We start from the raw sequence: 17,420 nt of genomic DNA, 5'->3' as shown, positions 1-17,420 counted from the left end.
GAGGCGACCCCACCGATCAGCGGTCCCGGTCTGCGGGAGAGCCGGAGACCAGCGGTTTAGCCGAAGCGACCGCTGATATAGTCCTCGGTCCTCTGGTCGGACGGCTTGCTGAAGATCGTCGCGGTCTCGTCGAACTCCACCAGGCTGCCGTAGCGGTCGCCCGCGTCGTCCACACCGGCGGTGAAGAAGGCCGTGCGGTCGGACACGCGCGCCGCCTGCTGCATGTTGTGCGTGACGATGACGATGGTGTACTCGCTGGCCAGCTCGTACATCAGGTCCTCGATCTTGAGGGTCGCGATGGGGTCGAGCGCCGAGCAGGGCTCGTCCATCAGGATCACCTCGGGGTTGACCGCGATGGTGCGCGCGATGCACAGGCGCTGCTGCTGGCCGCCGGAGAGGGCGAAGGCGCTCTCCTTGAGCTTGTCCTTGACCTCGTCCCACAGGGCGGCCTTGGTCAGCGTCTCCTCGACCAGGTCGTCCATGTTGCCGCGGACGCCGTTGATCTTGGGGCCGTAGGCCACGTTGTCGTAGATCGACTTGGGGAACGGGTTGGGCTTCTGGAAGACCATGCCGATCCGGCGGCGCACCTCGATGGGGTCCACCTCCGAGGCGTAGAGGTCCTCGCCGTGGTAGGTGACCTTGCCCTCGATGCGGGCTCCGGGGATGAGGTCGTTCATGCGGTTCAGGGTCCGCAGGACGGTGCTCTTGCCGCAGCCGGACGGCCCGATCATCGCCGTGATCTGACGGGGGCCCACCTTCAGGTCCACGTCGCGCACGGCCTTGTTGGAGCCGTAGTAGATGGAGAGCCCGGAGACGTCGAAGACGGGGTCGCCCAGGTCGGGAACCTCGCGGTTGTACCGGACGGTGTCGGGGGCGACGCCGCGACCGGTCTCGGTGCCGCGAGGGGAGGCGGTGTTGCTGACAGACATGAGGCCACTTCCGGGTCGGACTGTGCGTGCGCGGGAGGTGCGCGGCCGGAGCCGCGGAGCGCGGTCGAACCCATGCAAATATGTCCGTATGAAGCAACGGTGAACGAACCCCGTGGCGAAGGTGAACGTGGGCGGTGAACTCGGAGGCGTGGCGATCGCGAGGCGTTGTCCTCCCGTCACCGAAGGAGGTGCGGACCGCCTCTGGAGTGCGGTTCGTCCCGTCTGGGAGGATCGGGCCCCGGGCGGGCCGAAACTCGCCGGACGGGTGGACAGGTGACCGGTCGCAAACCTCTTGATGACTTTTCGGTCTTCCTGATTCGCCCTTTTCGGTCCCACCGGCGCGAGGCCCGGTCTCCTGCCGGAGCGGGGCGGCGTCCCGCCCGGAGGCCGCCGCGTCCGCCCGGCCGGGCCCCGTCCGGACGCGCGAACGCCCCGGACGCCTCCCTCCGGGGGAGGGGGCGTCCGGGGCGCGCGGAAACGGTCCGTGCCGCTCCGGGGGAGTGCTGCTCCGGAAGTGTTACTCCGGGGAGCCGCCCTGCTCGGCGATCTTCTCCCGCACCTCGTCCATGTCCAGCTCCTTGGCCTGCGTGATGAGGCTCTCCAGAGCCTCGGAGGGCAGGGCCCCGGGCTCGTTGTAGATGACGGTGCGCTCGCGCACGATCATCAGGGTCGGGATGGACTGGATCTTGAACTCGAAGGCGAGTTCGCGCTGCGCCTCGGTGTCCACCTTGGCGTGGACGATGTCGGTGTGCTTCTCCGAGGAGGTCTCGAACACCGGGGCGAACTGCCGGCAGGGACCGCACCAGTCCGCCCAGAAGTCGATGAGGACGAAGTCGTTGTCCTTCAGCGTCTCCGCGAAGTTGTCCTTGGTGAGCTCGACCGTGGGCACGTGGTCTCCTGTATCTGTTCGTTGGTTGGTGTCGACCGTCGGCCAACCGCCATCTCTCAGTGCTACAGCGGTCGTGCCCGTTCGTTTGTTCCGCATGCCTGCCGCGGCCGGTGAACCATCCCGCAGTCTGGTTGTTTTACGCCATAACACGCCTTACATACCTGTTTGGGAGGAAAGAGGCGCGACGGCTAGTGTCGTCTGGAGGGACGCGGGCCCCACATGGCGGGCCCGGCCCGGTTCGGGGGCGAACCCGGGGTCGTCCCTGTTGAAAGGGGGGAGTGGGATGGGTTCCGAAGCCTCTCCGCGGGACGCGGAGGGTCCTTCCGTGGACTACCGGTTCACCCTCGCCAACGAGCGGACCTTCCTCGCCTGGGTGCGCACCGCGCTGGCCCTGCTCGCCGGTGCCGTCGCCGTCCTGCACCTGCTCCCGCTGGGCTGGGCGGAGGGGCCGCGCACCGCGGTCGGCCTGCTGCTGGCGGTGCTGGCCGGGGTCATCACCGTCTACGCCCCGCTGCGCTGGTACCGCGTGCAACAGCTCATGAGTCGCGGCGCGGCCCTGAAACTGAGTGCGCTCCCGCTCGTCACCGCTCTGGCGGTGGGGCTGGTGTGTGCCCTGGTCCTGCTGGGCAACCTGCTGTGACCACCCCCGTCGAACGCGACCCCGGCATGCAGCCGGAGCGCACCCTGATGTCCTGGCACCGCACGATCGCCCTGCTGGTCGTGGTGGGGCTGCTGTTCCTGCGCGGCTCCCTGGCCCCCGGCGACGACGCCTTCCCGCAGGCTCCGCCTGAGGTGCGTGTGGCCACCACGGTCGGACTGCTGCTCCTGGCGGGGGTGCTGGCCGCGCACGTGTGGCTGCGGTGGCGGGCCGGCGGGCACGGCGCGCCCGTTCCGGGAACCGGGCGGCCCTCGCCGTCCGTGGCGGGCCCGTGGGCGATGGCGCTCCTGTGCGCGGGCGTGCTCGCCCTGAGCTGCGTCCTGGTGGTGACGGTGCTGCTGCCTCTCTGAGGACCCGGCCCCCTCGTCCGCGCCGCCCGGAGGCGGACGCACCCGTCCATGCCCTCGGCGGGCCTGCGGTCCACCGGCGCCGATCGCCCTCGTGCGGGCATGGGGGAGCACCGGACCCGTCCGGGAGGCGCGACCGTCCCGTCGGGGGGAAGGGCCGGAGCCGTGGCCCTTCGTCTCCTTGTCCCGTGTCGGTCGGCCGAGGCGGAGAGGGCGCCCCGGGCCGGACCCTTCAGGTTCGGTTACGCCGGCTGCGGCACGGAGCCGACCGCGCGGCGGTGCTCCATGATCGAACGGATGATGTCGTTGAGGTCGCGCTCGGGGCGGTACCCGATCAGCCGCGCGGCCAGCGAGGTGTCCGGGTAGCGCCGCTGCATGTCCTCGTAGCCCTCGCCGTAGGCCTCCTCGTAGTCGACGTAGGTGATCGCGCTCCTCGAACCGGCCAGCTCCACGACCCGGTCGGCCAGGCCCTTGATGGAGACCTCCTCGTGCCCGCCGAGGTTGACGGCCTGGTTGTAGGCCTCGGGGGTGTCCATCAGCCGCAGGAGCGCGGGCACCACGTCGAACACCGAGCCGAAGCAGCGGCGCTGCGTCCCCGTTCCGTACACGGTGATGGGCTCGTCCGCCAACGCCTGGTCCACGAAGCGCGGGACCACCATCCCGTACCGGCCCGTCTGGCGGGGGCCGACCACGTTGAAGAAGCGGGTGATGACGCACGGCACGCCCGACTCGACGCCGTGCACGTAGGCGACGAGCTCGTCCAGCCCCTTCGCCGCGGCGTAGGACCAGCGGCTCTTGGTCGCCGGTCCGTAGACGCGGTCGTCGCCCTCCTTGAGACCGTCGGCGTCGTTCTTGCCGTAGACCTCACTGGTCGAGGCGACCATGTAGGGCACGCGGTGCGCCACGGCCGCCTCCACCACGTTCTCCGTCCCGTGCAGGTTGATCCGCAGGGAGCGCAGCGGGTTGTCGACGATGTTGTACACGCCCACGGCCGCCGCGAGGTGGAACACGGCGTCCGCCGGGGCGACCAGGGAGTCGACCAGTTCCCGGTCCAGGACGTCCCCCTCCACGAACCGGAACCCGGGCGAGCCCTGCGCCTGGACCAGATTCGCCAGGGACCCGGTCGACAGGTCGTCCAGGACGGTGACCTGGTGGCCCCGGGCGATCAGGTGGTCGCACAGGTGTGAGCCGATGAAGCCGGCTCCTCCGGTGACTACAGCCTTCATGGTTTCCCCTCCACTCGGTGTTCTCTCTCGCCGTTCCCCGACTGGGAACGGCGTGTGTGCGCGGTCGTCGCGGCCGCGCACGGTGGGGCGGCGCACGGCGCCGCCGGCCGCGGGTCCGGGAACGCTCAGGCCAGGCAGCGCAGCACGTGGAACCCCTCCCCGAGCGCCACGCCCGCCTGCATGCCCCGCAGGACGGCGAGGCTGCGCAGGGTGGGCTCGGAGCGGGTGTGCGGGTGCTGGTGGGACTGGGATCCGTACAGCTGCATGCCGTGGAGCTTGTCCACCACCTGCACCTCGTCCAGTTCGACGATGAGGTTGGGCGGGCACAGCGGCTCCGAGCGCCAGTGGTCGGCGGCCTCCTCGTAGGCCAGCGCCAGGCTCGGGTGGTGGCGCAGCGCGGTGTTGGACGGGCGCAGGGCGGTGTGCACCGCCTCGGCCACGGCCCGGTGGTCCTGGTTGTAACTGGAGTGGTGCGGTCCGAGCACCACGGTCGGGCGGAGCCGCTCGATGGACAGCGGGCTCTCGCGCTCGATCAGCTGGGCGAGGTCCACCCGGGCGACGGAGTCGAGCCTTAGGTGGTACTGGTCGCCGGGCAGGGCCATGTGCCAGTCGTCCCAGCGGAAGTGGTCGGCGACCTTCTTGATCTCCGCGTAGCGCTCCTCCGCCGTGGAGAAGCCCTTGGGAGACATGTCGGCCGTGTCCCCGACGGTGAGGAACTGGACGAACACCTCGGCGCCGGCCGCCTTGGCCTTGCTCATGAGGCCGCCGCAGCCGAGCGTCTCGTCGTCGGGGTGGGGCGCGAACACCAGGATGCGTTCCTGGGACCAGTCCGTCGTCATACCGTTTTCCGTCCTTTGCCTAGAGAGCGATCGGGTTTTTCCCGGGGAGCGGCGCCGCGCCCGGTGGCGCGGCGCTGTGGTGGACCCGTGTTCGGGTCAGCTCTGGGTTCTCGCCTGCCTGAGCACGTGCAGTGCCTCCGGGCCGGTGTTGAGGAGAAGGTCGATCGCCGACAGACGAGGGACGAAGTCGGCCGGGGCGCGCCCGTGCTGCGGGTACACCGGGTGGCGGAAGTCCTGCCACCGGACGTCGATCCCGTAGCGGTGCAGGGTCTCGGGCTCCAGGTAGTCCCGGGCGCCGTCGCCCGAGAGCATGGTGTGCGCCCCCGTTTTGGCGCAGATCTGGGCGAGGAGCTCGCTCTTGCGGCCGGGGAAGTCCCCGATCTCACTGGCCAGCGTCAGCGGTGTGTCGATCCCGAAGCACCGCATCAGCATGCGCGTGGTCGCCACGCACAGGTCCGCGAGACCGTCCCACTCCTGCTCGTACAGGTGGGCGATTTCGTCGCGGTAATCCTTCCAGTAGGGCGCTTTACGGTAGCAGTGTTCCGCGAGTGACTTGTAGTGTCTTGACTTCCAATTCTGACTGTTGTCAACAACTTTGTCCCGTATGCGGTCGTCCCGACTGCCCTGGATGACCGGAACGGTCAGCAGGACGGGTTTTCCGCTGCCGCCGACGTAGTTGCGGTTCTGCCATCCGCGACGTTCGAACTGGACGTTGTCGAGGATGATGAAACGGTCGGAACGGTCAATTTTATCCAAAAGTCCCAGCCATGGAAGGTAGTGCGGCTGGTGCAGTGCCACGGTGCGTGACGCACCGTCCTGGCTGCTCATGGCGGAGCGACCCCCCGGGCTGGTGGCCTGTGGGATTCGAGTGGAACCGGATGAGGATGAGGACGGAACGTCGATCACTCCGAGCATTCTCCTTCTCTCCGCTGGTCACTTTCCGCAGAATTTTCCAGAATCTGGACAATGATGGACAAACCACAGACGAGCCGTAGCTACAGCTCACAAATATCCTCTTATGGTTACCATCTTCCGCAAGCCCGTGTATACGATTTGTGTGGCCTACATAGGACGCGAACCCGGGTGAACCTCTCGGTGTCGTAGGGCGTCAAGCTAACACCGACTTTGCGGGTTGATGTCGGTCCGAAACCGAGAACTTCGGAGGGTCCTAGCGCTGTGCGTACCGCACGTTTCATAGGCGGCCTGCTGATCGGGCTCATCGCCCTCGCCCTGGCCGCGGCACTCTTTGTCTACTGGTTCGGCTACGCGACGGACGTGGCCGAGGCCTCCGGCCTCGGCGCCCTGGGTTACGTGTTCCTGTGGTTGGCCTTCGGCGCCAACCTGCTGCTGTGGACCACCGTCGGACTCGTGCGCCTGGGCGAGGACTCGGTGCGCGCCGTGCTCCGGTCACCGCGCGCCGGGCACCGCGGCGCCGTCGGGGGCGGGGCCCGCGAACGCGTCCTGGTGGGCGCGGGCGGTTCCGGCGGCGCCGCACTCGCCGAGCGGGGCGGCGACGCCTCCGAGGGCGGCGCCTCGGCGGCCGTGGCGGCCCGGGCGGAGGGTTCCGGGCGGGAGGTGTCCCTGGCCGTCATCATCCCGGCGCACAACGAGGAACCCGTCATCGGCGGCGCCATCGCCTCCGCCATGGGGCTGTTCGAACGCTGGGACATCTACGTGGTCTCGGACTCGTCGAGGGATTCCACCGCCCAGATCGCGGCCAAGACCGGCGTGAACGTCCTCGAACTCCTCGCCAACCGTGGCAAGGCCGGGGCCATCGAGGCGGTCATCGAGGAGTTCTCGCTGACCGACAACTACGACGGCGTCCTCATCCTGGACGCCGACACCGAGCTCGACCCCGGGTACGTGGAGGGCGCCCGGAGGCAGCTGGCCGACCCGTCGGTGGCGGCGGTCGCGGGCTTCGTCGTCTCGGAGTGGAAGCCCGGTGAGCGCGGTTTCGTCGGCCGGATGATCTCCGCCTACCGGGACCGCCTGTACTTCATGCTCCAGTACCTCATGCGCTTCGGGCAGACCTGGCGGCACGCCAACACGGCCTTCATCGTGCCGGGCTTCGCCAGCGTCTACCGCAGCGAGGCGCTCAGGGAGATCGACGTCAACCCCAAGGGGCTGGTGATCGAGGACTTCAACATGACCTTCGAGGTGCACCACAAGCGCCTCGGCAGGGTCTCGATGAACCCCGACACCAAGGCCTACAGCCAGGACCCGTTCACCTTCCGGGACTACTACAAGCAGGTCACCAGGTGGACGCTGGGCTTCTGGCAGACCATCCGGCGCCACCGGGTGTGGCCGAGCCTGTTCTGGGCCTGCCTGGCGCTGTACATCCTGGAGGTGGTCCTGGTCTCCGCCGTGCTGCTGGTCACCACCGTGGTCGGCCTGTTCGTCCTGGCGGGGACGCTGGGCGGCGAGTTCTTCCTGGGCCTGCCGTTCGTCGGGGAGGCCTTCACGGCGGTGACGGCCTTCCTGCCGCTGCTGGCGATCGCCATCGGCCTGTTCATCCCGGACTACATGCTCACCTGCCTGATGGCGGCGATCCGGCGGCGGCCGTCCTACCTGGTCTACGGCCTGCTCTTCTTCCCGATCCGCCTCGTGGACGCCTACCTCGCGCTGCGGATGATCCCCAAGGCGTGGACCACCGAGTCCGACGGCCGGTGGAGCAGCCCGGACCGCGTCTCGGGCAGGTGACCCGACCTGCGGTGATGTGAGATCGTCCGGCCCCGGGTACCCCGGGCGCCCGGGGTACCGGACAGCGTTTAGGCTGATTTTCGCCCGCCCGCGGACCTGTCCCGCCGGAGCGGGGACGCAGTCGTCTGAGGGGGATCAGCCGTGGACAAGAGGCGCGTGTCGTTCGCGTTGTACCGGGTGCTCGCGTACGTGACCGGAGTCTTCCTGCTGGGCCTGACCTTCGTGGCCATGCCCGCCAAGTACCTGGTCGGGGAGACCGCCCGGTTCTCCCTGGTGGGCGCGCCGCAGGGCCTGGAGCACTGGTTCGGCCCCGAGTCGCCGCTCATGCTCTACATCGCGATGCCGCACGGCTACATCTACATGGCCTACGTCTTCGTGGTCCTGTGGGTTGCCCTGGACCGCCGCTGGAGCGCCTCCCGCACGCTGGGTGTGGCGCTCGCGGGCACCATCCCCGTGCTCGGCTTCGTGGTCGAGCACCGGATCGTGCGCTCGGAGCAGGCCAAGGACCGCGAGACCGGGCGGGCTCAGGAGCCCGCGACCGCGGGCTGATCCTCCCGGGAGCCGCCCTCGCGCAGCTCCCGGCGCATCAGCAGGATCCAGAAGACCACGGCGGAGACGCCGAACATCGCCCACTGCACGGTGTAGCTGAGGCTGCGCCAGTTGACGGTGAACCCCGTGGGCGGCTCGGGCGGCGGCGCGGGGACGAGCGAGGCGGTGGCCGGGTCCGTCTCGGGCAGGGTGACGTATCCCTCGTAGAGCGGGTGGTCCCACTCGTTGACGAGCACGGACGTGGCGATGCGTTCGACCCGGCCCTCGGAGACGTCCACGGGCACGACCCCCTCCGAGCCCGCCGGAGGCAGCAGCCAGCCGGTGACCGTGACCTCTCCCCCCGGCACGGGCGGGATGTCCTGGCCCTCCTCGGCCCAGCCCCGGTTGACGGTGACGGCGGCACCGTCGTCGTCGGTGACCAGGGGGACGATGACGTCGTAGCCGCGCACGCCGTCCACGACGCGCGGCACCAGCAGCTGGGCGTCGGCGTCGTAGCTGCCGCTGGCCTCCACCGCGCTGTTGGCGAAGGAGTCCGGGTGCATGTACTGACCCGGTTCGAGCAGGTCCGAGACGGGCACGGCGCCGGCCAGGTCCGCGACCGGGTTGGTGATGACCTCGCGGTCGGGCTCGAAGGCGCGGACGAACTGCCAGGCGGTACCGGCGACGCAGACGACGCCGACCAGCAGGGCGAGCAGGTGGATGCCGAGCCACCGTGGGCTGAGGAGCGGTGATCTCACCAGACCAGGCTAAGCGTGGTCCCCGAGCGCCCCGTCATGACCCCGGTTTGACGCTACGCACACGGGCTTGGCCCGCCGCCTGCCGAGGAATGACGATCACTTTAAGTAGTTCATCGTGACTCAGGGTTGTTCTTCGAGGTTGTGGTGGGTAGTGTCTCCATCAACGCGGGACGACCGGGTCGTTTCCGCGGCAGGCCTTCAAGGCCGCGACTCCAGGGGGGAGGAGTCGCCGGCCGCTTCCCAGCGCGAGGGTCGCTTCCGTACTTTGAGGGGGGATGCGGAAGCGACCCTCGCCACCTCGTAACCGGGGGCGTTCCCACAGGTCAGTGGGGGCGCCCCCGTCGTTTCCGCTGTCCGGGCGGTCTTTCGGAACGCGGATCTCAGCGGGGGCGTGCGCGGAAGTCGCTCCAGAGGTCTACGGCCTGTTCGAGGTCCAGAGCCGCCACCTTCTCGGGAGCTATGCCGACGCTGTGGACGAGGCGTTCGGCCAGCCATTTCGGGACGGGTTCCCTCGGGGGAACCGGTTCGTGGGCCACGCCGCCCGCCGGTTTGCCGAGGCGCTCGATGACGGCCGCGAGTCGCCGGGCTACGGGGGTCGCGTTCGACGCCTCCCGAACCCGTAAGGAGGCTTCGGCGTAGACCTGGGCGTCCGCACGTTCGCCCACGGCCCAGACCTCGCAGATCTCCACGTCTTTCCCGTCGGTCACGCGGTACACGACACGCCAGGTGTTGCGTCCCACGACCAACTTGCGGAACCCCGTGAGTTCACCGCCCAGGGGGTACCCGGCTTCCGGGTTCTCCTCCAGGAGGAGAACCTTCTTCAGGACCTTGGGCACCGCGTCCGGACCGAGTCGCCGCAGATCGTCGATGGCGGCGTCGGTGAAGGAGATCTCGGCCATCAGTCCTCGGGAAGTTCTTCGAGCGAGGCACGGCTGTGCCCGAAAGCGTTCAGGACGTCGTCCAGGGAGGTCCGCCGCCCGCTGTCGGTGAGATCCCGTGCCATGACCAGAGCGAGGTCTCTGAGGTCTGCTTCGGCCTGCTCCAGTTCTGTGAGCCGGGAGAACGCGACCACGGCCGCGACCGGCTCACGCCTCCGGGTCACGATGACCTCGGACCCCTGTTCCGCGTCGTGGACGATGCCGGCGACGCCGCGTCTCGCCGCGTCGGTGACGCTGATCTCCTGGGTGTGCTCGAGAATCGCCATTCCTCAACTGTACAGAAAAATATACAGAAGGGCGGCGGTGGGGAACCGAACTCTCTGCTCCGTGAGTGTTCTCCGCCGCCGGTACCGCCCGGAAACCGGGTCGGGTGAGCGGCCTCGTCAGCCCATGCTCTTCTGGCCGTCCAGGGCCTCGCGCAGGATGTCGGCGTGCCCGCAGTGCTGCGCTGTCTCGCGGATGACGTGCAGCAGCGCGTCGCGGGCGGACCAGGAGGCGCCCTCGGGGAACCACGGCGCGTCCGGGAGCCGGTGGCTGACCTCCAGGTCCGGCAGGCCGTTGACGAACTCCTCGGTCTCCCGTGCGGCCAGTGCGTAGTCCGCCAGGACGCTGTCGAGGGTCTCGCCCTCCAGCAACCGGAAGCTGTCGGCCTGCTCCTCCCAGGTGGCCGGGTCCTCGTAGTCCACCTTCGGGTGGACCGCTCCCTCACGGACGAACCGGATCCAGTTGCGCTCGGCCCGGGTCACGTGCTTGACCAGTCCGCCGAGGGTCAGCTCGCTCACCGTGGTGCGCCGCGCGGCCTGTTCGTCGTCCAGGCCCCGGACCGTGAGGCGCAGGAAGTCGCGCTGGTCCTCCAGGAACCGCAGGAGGCTCGCGCGCTCCACGTCCACCGTGCTCGTCACCGTCGTGACCACCATGACCACCGCTTTCTCGCCCTGTCCGACTCGGTACACGAGGACTCTAGGGAGAGTGGAGGCCAGTTACGGTCCTCCACCGGACGGAAAACGGGAGAAAAGGGTGCGGCCCCGAACGGGGCTCTGCCGATAGCCTGGCGTTCTGGCGACTCGGAGGTTCCATGACCTTGATTCCGCTCCAGTACCGGCTCGACGGACCCCGGCACGCGCCCGTCGTGCTGCTCGTGCCGCCCTTCGGCACCACGATGTCGGTCTGGGAACCGCAGCTGCCCGAACTCACCCGCGACCACAGGGTCCTGCGGGTCAACCACCGGGGGCACGGCTCCTCTCCCGCCCCGGAGGGCCCCTACACCGTCGAGGAGCTCGCCCTGGACCTGCTCGGAGTCCTGGAGGCCCAGGGCCTGACCCGGGTCCACGCCGTGGGCGCCGGGCTCGGCGGGGCGCTGCTGGTGTGGATCGCGGCCAACTCGCCGCGCACCCTGGAACGCCTCGTGCTGCTGGCCGCGGCGCCCCGCACCCCGCGGACGCACCGGTGGGACCTCCTCGCCTCCCGGGTGCGCTCGTCGGGCCTGGACTCGGTGACCGCGGACGTGGTGCGGCCCTGGTTCACCCCGGACATGGGCGAGGAGCGGCCGCAGGTCGTGACCCGGCTGACCGAGGAGTTCGGCGGGCTCGACCCGGAGGGCTTCGCCGCGGTCTGCGACGCCGTGGCCGGGATGGACCAGCGCAACCTGGTGGCCTCCGTGCGGGTGCCCACCCTGGTGGTGTCGGCCGCCCACGACCCGATGCTGCCGCCCGGCCACGGCCGAAGGTTGGCGGACGGGATCCCCGAAGCCCGGTTCGAGGTGGTCTCCGGCGCCGCGCACCTGCTCGGGGTCGAGCGCGCGGACCGGGTGAACGAGCTGCTGGTGGAGCACCTGTCCGGCTGAGGGGAGCCCGTCCGGGGAGGTGGGATCAGACCTGCGCCAGGGGGATCAGCGGGCTGTTGATCTCCAGCAGGTAGCCGTCGGGGTCGCGGAAGTGCGCCGCGCGGATACCCCATGCGGTCCAGTCACGCGGCTCCATCACCTGCCGGGCGCCGTCCGAGACCAGTCTGGCGGCCGTGGCGTCGACGTCGTCCACCTCGAAGATCACCGCGAACCGGTCCTGGTTGGGCAGCGCAGGGTCGGCGGTGTCCGTCTCCAGGGCCTCCGCCATCACCTCGCGTTGGTTGATCGCCAGCCGCGTCCCCGACTCGACGTCGAACTCCGCGTAGCGGCTGCCCTCGTCCCCGCGCAGCACGGGGAGCTTGAGCACCTCGGAGTAGAAGCGGAAGCAGGCCTCGTAGTCGTTGACGAGGAGCCTGATGTAGCTGCAGCGCATGGGGTCTCCTGCCGTTCGGCATCGGTCTTGGCACCATTGTCCCGTTCCGGGCGTCGCGTGGGGGGTTGTCCACACCCGTTTTTCCTCTTCCCCGGCGCCGGGTTCGAAACGCGTTATCCGCGTCGCCGTCCGGGCTCCCCGACCTGGGCCTGGGGTGGAGGGGCGCGCTCGACCTCGTCACCGCCGCCCACGCGGCGCGGACGGGGAGAACCAGCCGGGATGCCGAGGCGCGTTCCGACGGCCTTCCGAGGGCCTGGACGCAGAGGCTCGGGGGGCCTTCAGAGGATGTCCGGGCCCGCCCAGCCGTAGGTGTCGCGCTCGCGGACCCGGGCCAGCTCGTCCTCGGACAGCACACGGGGCTCGCCGAGCTGGCGGGCCCTCAGGTACGCGCCGCTGAGCCAGTCGAGCAGCCGCAGGTTCTCCAGCGCGTGCCCGAGGTCGCGGCCCAGGGCGAGCCCGCCGTGGTCGGCGAGCAGCGCGGCGTCGCGGCCCTTGAGCGCCTTGACGGCGTGGTCGGCGATCTCGCCGGTGCCGTAGGTGGTGTACGGGGTGACGGCGACCGCCCCGCCCAGACCGGCGGCGCGGTGGTGGATGGCGGGCAGCTCGGCCAGGACCGAGGACACCGCGACGGTGTCGGTCGTGAACGCGTTCACCACCGCGGTGACGTCGCGGTCGTGCTCGGCAGCCAGGCGGTGCACGGCCATGTGCAGCGTGGCCTCGGCGGCGGGGTCGCGCCTTCCCTCCAGCACGCGGTCGTCGAGCGACATCACCGGGCAGTCGGCGGGCTGGATCTGGTCGAGGCGGACACCGTGGGGCGTGACGACCACCAGGTCGCCGCTGCGGACGCTGACGGTCCCCGACTCGCCGGGCGCGGTGCCCGGGTCCGCGGCGAGGGCGCGGGCGGTCAGACACACGTCACGGCGTTCCTGTTCGAGCAGCATGCCTTCCTCAAGGGGTGCGCGGTGGGCGCGGTCCGTGCCGCGGGGGCTCGGGAGTCCGGACGAACCCGCTTAGGTATGCCTCAACTAAGGGCACACCTCAATGTACGTCAAACTCTCGTCCCCGTCTTCCCCAGGCGCGGGTGTTCCGCCGCTCCCCCGATCGTGACTCCGAGTAGTTGTTGGCCCGGATGTGACGTGGGCCGGACCACGGGCGACTCCACTGGGTCGGGTTGTTCGCGCAGATCAGGCCGGTCAACAGGACGTACATGGCGGAAGAGTCTGATGAGACGAGGCTGTTTGTGACTAACGATCCGGGGCAAACCGGACCCGTGAGCGAACTCTACGTAACCCTTCCGTCCGTGCCGTACCTGACGGAACCGGGGTCGGCGACGGCCACCAGCCTCTACATCGACGGCCGGTGGCGGGCGGCCGGCAACGGCCGGGTGCGGGAGATCCTGAACCCCGCCGACGCCTCCGTCCTGACCATCGTCAGCGAGGGCGGAAGGGCCGACTCCGAGGAGGCCATCGCCGCGGCCCGCCGCGCCTTCGACGGCGGCGAGTGGCCCCGCACCCCCGCCGGGGAGCGCGGACGCGTCCTCGACCGCATCGCCGACCTGCTCCAGCGCGACCGCGAGGAGATCGCGGTCATGGAGTCCCTCGACACCGGCAAGACCATCGAGGAGGGCGGGATCGACGTCGACGACGTCACCGGCGTCTTCCGCTACTACGCCGGTCTCGCCGACAAGGACACGGGCCGCCTGGTCTCCGCGCCCGAGGGTGTGCACAGCAAGGTGGTCTACGAGCCCGTCGGCGTCTGCGGCATGATCACGCCCTGGAACTACCCGCTGCTCCAGCTCGCCTGGAAGATGGCCCCGGCCCTGGCCGCGGGCAACACCATGGTGGTCAAGCCCAGCGAGATCACACCGGTCACCACCGCCAAGCTGGTCGAGCTCACCACCGAGGCGGGCGTCCCGGCGGGCGTGGTCAACCTGGTCACGGGCAGCGGCCCCGACGCGGGCGCCCCGCTGTCCGAGCACCCCGACGTGGACCTGATCTCCTTCACCGGCGGTCTGGCCACCGGCAGGCGGATCATGGCGGCGGCCTCCGAGACGGTCAAGAAGATCGCCCTGGAACTCGGCGGCAAGAACCCCAACATCATCTTCCCGGACGTGGACCTGGACACCGCCGTGGACTACGCGCTCAGCGCCGCGTTCTTCCACTCCGGACAGGTCTGCTCGGCCGGGGCGCGCCTCATCGTGCACAACGACGTCCACGACGCCTTCACCACCGAACTCGCCCGCCGCGCCGAGGCCATCCGCATCGGCCGCGGCCAGGACGAGGGCGTGCGCTGCGGCCCGCTGGTGTCGGCCGAGCACCGAGCCAAGGTGGAGGCCGCGGTCGCGCGCGGCGTCGAGGAGGGCGCCCGGATCATCGCCGGGGGCAGGCGGCCCGACGACCCGGACCTCGCGCAGGGCTACTTCTACCGGCCCACCGTGTTCGTGGACTGCGACCGCGCCATGGACATCGTCCAGACCGAGGTGTTCGGCCCGGTCGTGACCGTGGAGCGGTTCGAGACCGAGCAGCAGGCCGTCGAGCTGGGCAACGACACCGACTACGGCCTCTCCGGCGGCGTGTGGACCGACGACACCGCCCGCGGGGAGCGCGTCGCGGCGGCCCTGCGCCACGGCACCGTCTGGATCAACGACTACGGCCCCTACTTCCCCGGCGCCGAGTGGGGCGGCTACGGCCGCAGCGGGATCGGCCGCGAACTCGGACTCGCGGGCCTGGACGAGTACCGCGAGGCCAAGCACGTCTACCGCAACCTGTCCCCCGAACCGCAGCGCTGGTTCGGCTGACGGGGCCGAGCGACGAGAGGACCCGGACCGTGGACCCGACCGAGAGCACCTATGACTACGTGATCGTGGGAGGCGGCACCGCGGGATCGGTGATCGCCAACCGGCTCACCGAGGACCCCGGCACCACCGTGTGCCTCATCGAGGGCGGTCCCGACGACCGGAACCTGGAGCACGTCCTGCGCCTGCGCGACTGGCTGAGCGTCCTGGACGGGGAACTCGACTACGGCTACACCACCGTCGAGCAGCCGCGCGGCAACTCCCACATCCTGCACTCCCGGGCCCGTGTGCTCGGCGGGTGCTCCTCGCACAACACGCTCATCAGCTTCCGGCCGTTCGCCGAGGACCTGGACGACTGGGTCGCGGCGGGCGCCGAGGGCTGGGACAACGCCACCGTGCAGTCCTACGCGGACCGGATCAGGTGCAACATCGTCCCCGTCGCCGAGAAGGACCGCAACACCATGGTCAGGGACTGGGTGGCCTCGGCGGCCGAGGCGGCCCGCGTCCCGGTGGTGGAGGACTTCAACGCCCTGACCTCGCACGGAGGCGGCTTCGCGTGCGGGGCGGGCTTCCTGTCCATCGCCTACGACCCCTACACCGGTCACCGCTCCTCGGCCTCGGTGGCCTACCTCCACCCCATCATGGACGTGCGCGACAACCTCACCGTCATGCTGGAGACCTGGGTCGACCGGCTGCTGTTCGACGGCGACCGCGCCACGGGGGTCAGCGCCACGGCGAAGGACGGCACGCGCACCACCGTCAGCGCCCGCCGGGAGGTGATCCTGTGCGCGGGAGCGGTCGACTCGCCCCGGCTGCTCATGCTCTCGGGGGTCGGCAACGCCGGGGAACTGCGCGAGGTGGGCGTCGAACCCCGCCACGACCTGCCCGGCGTCGGCGAGAACCTGCTCGACCACCCCGAGTCGATCATCATGTGGGAGACCAGCAGGCCGGTCCCGACGAACACGGTGATGCACTCCGACGCGGGCCTGTTCGTGCGGCGCGACGACTCCGACCCGCGCCCGGATCTGATGTTCCACATCTACCAGGTCCCCTTCGACGACAACACGAGGCGGCTGGGCTACGAGTCCCCGCCCGACGGATACGCGGTCTGCATGACGCCGAACATCCCCCGTGCGCGCTCGCGCGGCAAGCTCCGCCTCGCCAGTAGCGACCCCCGCGAGAAGCCCGAACTGGACTTCCGGTACTTCACCGACCCCGAGGGCTACGACGAGAGGACGATCGTGGACGGCCTCAGGATCGCCCGCGAGGTCGCCGCCACCGAGCCGTTCCGGTCCTGGATCACCAGGGAGGTCGCCCCCGGCCCCGGTGTCCAGAGCGACGAGGAGCTGTCCGAGTACGGCCGTCGCGCCGCCCACACCGTCTACCACCCGGCGGGCACCTGCCGGATGGGCGCCGTTGACGACGACGGCGCCGTGGTCGACCCGCGCCTGCGCGTGCGCGGGCTGCGCGGCTTGCGGGTGGCCGACGCGTCGGTGTTCCCCACGCTGCCGACGCCCAACCCCATGGTCATGGTCCTGGCCTTGGGCGAGCGCGCCGCCGACCTCATCCGCCAGGACGCCCTGGCCGGGGAGGACACGCGGTGAACCCCCCGGAGTCCGGGGCCACCGATCCCCGTACGCGGGAGAACCCGAAGGTGTGACGGGGCCGGCTGCCCGAGGGCGCCGCGGACGGTTGAGCCGACCGGGGCGGCCGGGGACGGGGGCCCCTGTCCCGGACGCTTCCTCGGAATTCCGCAGGATGCCGAAAAGTAGCACCGTCGGTACTACTCGCCGCCTATCATGGGGGCATGTCCGCTGAGAAGCTCTCCGTGTCCCTCGACTCCGAGACCGTCGCCCGCGCCCGGCGTGCGGCCGACCGGGACGGCGTTCCGCTGTCCAGATGGCTGGACAGAGCCGCGAGACGGGCGGCGGACCTGGAGGAGGCCCGGATCGCCCTGGAGGAGCACTTCGCCGTGTTCGGTGAGCCCACAGCCGAGGCGGAGGCGCAGGCGCGGTCGGTGATCGAGGCGACCGGCATCGGCCGTCCGGTTCCAGCGGACGACGACCGTGCCAACCAGGCGGCGCTCGCCTACCTTGACCGTTACGGTGAAGTGGGTGACGAATGAGGGTGTTGTGTCCACGGGGACTCGTGCTGGACGCGGGTGCTCTGCGCGAGGCGGAGGCGAACCCCAGGGGAATGGTGTGGTCCCTGTGCCGTGAGGAGAACCGGGCCGGGCGCCAGCCCCTGGTACCCACGACGGTGCTGGCCCAGATCTGGCGGGGCGGCGCGCGCCAGGCCGGACTCGCCCACGTGGTGAAGGGCTGCGAGATGATTGGGGTCGACGATCCGATGGCCCGCAGGATCGGCAAGCTCCTGGGCATCTCCGGCACGAGCGACATCGTGGACGCCATGGTGGTCCTGGTCGCCATGGAGACGGGGGCGACGGTCCTCACCTCCGACCCGGTGGACATCGGCAAGATCGCCGAGGCCGTGAAGGCACGGATCCCCCTGGTTACCGTCTGACCGGCCGGTGAGCCG

Annotated in this window: 20 protein-coding genes; 9 read left to right on the top strand and 11 right to left on the bottom strand. The window is 70.1% G+C overall.

Annotated features, from left to right (window positions below):
- Nucleotides 1-56: 56 nt before the first annotated feature.
- Nucleotides 57-929: a phosphate ABC transporter ATP-binding protein PstB gene (pstB, locus tag G011_RS0124800; RefSeq protein ID WP_013156377.1), complete on the bottom strand. Its 873-nt coding sequence runs from the start codon at nt 927-929 to the stop codon at nt 57-59.
- 517 nt (nt 930-1,446) lie between these two features.
- Entirely contained in the window at nt 1,447-1,818 is a 372-nt protein-coding gene (gene trxA, locus G011_RS0124795; RefSeq protein WP_013156378.1) for a thioredoxin, read from the bottom strand.
- Between the two features lie 283 nt (nt 1,819-2,101).
- Between trxA and G011_RS0124790 the strand changes: the two genes are divergently transcribed.
- Together G011_RS0124790 and G011_RS0124785 are read left to right on the top strand one after the other, a co-directional pair.
- Nucleotides 2,102-2,458, top strand: coding sequence for a YidH family protein (locus G011_RS0124790; RefSeq protein WP_026338634.1), 357 nt, complete (start codon nt 2,102-2,104; stop codon nt 2,456-2,458).
- Nucleotides 2,455-2,826 (top strand): DUF202 domain-containing protein, encoded by a 372-nt coding sequence (locus G011_RS0124785; RefSeq protein WP_013156380.1) that lies wholly within the window; start codon nt 2,455-2,457, stop codon nt 2,824-2,826. Before G011_RS0124790 ends, G011_RS0124785 begins: the two co-directional genes overlap by 4 nt.
- 239 nt (nt 2,827-3,065) lie before the next feature.
- On the opposite strand, the gene G011_RS0124780 is transcribed toward G011_RS0124785, so the two are convergent.
- The 3 genes from G011_RS0124780 to G011_RS0124770 form a co-directional block, all read right to left on the bottom strand.
- Nucleotides 3,066-4,049: an NAD(P)-dependent oxidoreductase gene (locus G011_RS0124780; protein WP_019610818.1), complete on the bottom strand. Its 984-nt coding sequence runs from the start codon at nt 4,047-4,049 to the stop codon at nt 3,066-3,068.
- 125 nt (nt 4,050-4,174) lie between these two features.
- Nucleotides 4,175-4,888 carry a PIG-L deacetylase family protein gene (locus G011_RS0124775; protein WP_013156382.1) on the bottom strand — a complete coding sequence of 238 codons (714 nt, stop codon included), beginning with the start codon at nt 4,886-4,888 and terminating at the stop codon, nt 4,175-4,177.
- A 96-nt stretch (nt 4,889-4,984) separates the two neighbouring features.
- A complete protein-coding gene (locus G011_RS0124770; RefSeq protein ID WP_019610817.1) occupies nt 4,985-5,716 on the bottom strand; it encodes a WbqC family protein in 732 nt (243 codons plus the stop codon).
- Between the two features lie 348 nt (nt 5,717-6,064).
- Here G011_RS0124770 and G011_RS0124765 point away from each other — a divergent pair, with 348 nt between their 5' ends.
- The gene (locus G011_RS0124765; RefSeq protein ID WP_019610816.1) at nt 6,065-7,588 is read left to right on the top strand and encodes a glycosyltransferase; all 1,524 of its coding nucleotides are present in this window, start codon (nt 6,065-6,067) and stop codon (nt 7,586-7,588) included.
- A 141-nt stretch (nt 7,589-7,729) separates the two neighbouring features.
- Nucleotides 7,730-8,137, top strand: a complete 408-nt coding sequence (locus G011_RS0124760; RefSeq protein ID WP_019610815.1) for a DUF3817 domain-containing protein — start codon at nt 7,730-7,732, stop codon at nt 8,135-8,137.
- Here the strand turns inward: G011_RS0124760 and G011_RS0124755 are convergent.
- The 4 genes from G011_RS0124755 to G011_RS0124740 form a co-directional block, all read right to left on the bottom strand.
- The gene (locus G011_RS0124755; RefSeq protein WP_019610814.1) at nt 8,113-8,874 is read right to left on the bottom strand and encodes an SURF1 family protein; all 762 of its coding nucleotides are present in this window, start codon (nt 8,872-8,874) and stop codon (nt 8,113-8,115) included. The two genes, G011_RS0124760 and G011_RS0124755, sit on opposite strands and share 25 nt — an antisense overlap.
- 380 nt (nt 8,875-9,254) lie before the next feature.
- The gene (locus tag G011_RS0124750; RefSeq protein ID WP_019610813.1) at nt 9,255-9,773 is read right to left on the bottom strand and encodes a type II toxin-antitoxin system RelE/ParE family toxin; all 519 of its coding nucleotides are present in this window, start codon (nt 9,771-9,773) and stop codon (nt 9,255-9,257) included.
- Entirely contained in the window at nt 9,773-10,078 is a 306-nt protein-coding gene (locus tag G011_RS0124745) for a type II toxin-antitoxin system Phd/YefM family antitoxin (RefSeq protein WP_019610812.1), read from the bottom strand. Before G011_RS0124745 ends, G011_RS0124750 begins: the two co-directional genes overlap by 1 nt.
- Nucleotides 10,079-10,195: 117 nt before the next feature.
- Nucleotides 10,196-10,729: a DinB family protein gene (locus tag G011_RS0124740; protein ID WP_036553079.1), complete on the bottom strand. Its 534-nt coding sequence runs from the start codon at nt 10,727-10,729 to the stop codon at nt 10,196-10,198.
- A 158-nt stretch (nt 10,730-10,887) separates the two neighbouring features.
- Here G011_RS0124740 and G011_RS0124735 point away from each other — a divergent pair, with 158 nt between their 5' ends.
- Nucleotides 10,888-11,655 (top strand): alpha/beta fold hydrolase, encoded by a 768-nt coding sequence (locus tag G011_RS0124735; RefSeq protein WP_019610810.1) that lies wholly within the window; start codon nt 10,888-10,890, stop codon nt 11,653-11,655.
- Nucleotides 11,656-11,680: 25 nt separating this feature from the next.
- Here the strand turns inward: G011_RS0124735 and G011_RS0124730 are convergent, their stop codons facing one another.
- Both G011_RS0124730 and G011_RS0124725 read right to left on the bottom strand, forming a co-directional pair.
- Nucleotides 11,681-12,088 (bottom strand): VOC family protein, encoded by a 408-nt coding sequence (locus G011_RS0124730; protein WP_013156389.1) that lies wholly within the window; start codon nt 12,086-12,088, stop codon nt 11,681-11,683.
- 278 nt (nt 12,089-12,366) lie between these two features.
- Nucleotides 12,367-13,029: a class II aldolase/adducin family protein gene (locus G011_RS0124725; protein ID WP_019610809.1), complete on the bottom strand. Its 663-nt coding sequence runs from the start codon at nt 13,027-13,029 to the stop codon at nt 12,367-12,369.
- A gap of 359 nt (nt 13,030-13,388) precedes the next feature.
- Between G011_RS0124725 and G011_RS0124720 the strand changes: the two genes are divergently transcribed.
- The 4 genes from G011_RS0124720 to G011_RS32685 all read left to right on the top strand — a co-directional run bounded on the left by G011_RS0124720 (nt 13,389) and on the right by G011_RS32685 (nt 17,405).
- Nucleotides 13,389-14,885, top strand: a complete 1,497-nt coding sequence (locus G011_RS0124720) for an aldehyde dehydrogenase family protein (RefSeq protein ID WP_019610808.1) — start codon at nt 13,389-13,391, stop codon at nt 14,883-14,885.
- Between the two features lie 29 nt (nt 14,886-14,914).
- Complete coding sequence (locus tag G011_RS0124715; RefSeq protein WP_019610807.1) at nt 14,915-16,486, top strand: GMC family oxidoreductase; 1,572 nt, start codon at nt 14,915-14,917, stop codon at nt 16,484-16,486.
- Between the two features lie 203 nt (nt 16,487-16,689).
- Entirely contained in the window at nt 16,690-17,007 is a 318-nt protein-coding gene (locus tag G011_RS0124710; protein ID WP_019610806.1) for a hypothetical protein, read from the top strand.
- Nucleotides 17,004-17,405 carry a hypothetical protein gene (locus tag G011_RS32685; RefSeq protein WP_026338632.1) on the top strand — a complete coding sequence of 134 codons (402 nt, stop codon included), beginning with the start codon at nt 17,004-17,006 and terminating at the stop codon, nt 17,403-17,405. Before G011_RS0124710 ends, G011_RS32685 begins: the two co-directional genes overlap by 4 nt.
- Nucleotides 17,406-17,420: the final 15 nt, after the last annotated feature.

It is taken from the genome of Nocardiopsis sp. CNS-639 (assembly GCF_000381685.1).
In the GTDB taxonomy this organism is placed as follows: domain Bacteria; phylum Actinomycetota; class Actinomycetes; order Streptosporangiales; family Streptosporangiaceae; genus Nocardiopsis; species Nocardiopsis dassonvillei.
The sequence above is the reverse complement of the archived record's forward strand: the minus strand, read 5'-3'. Positions and strand labels throughout refer to the sequence as shown.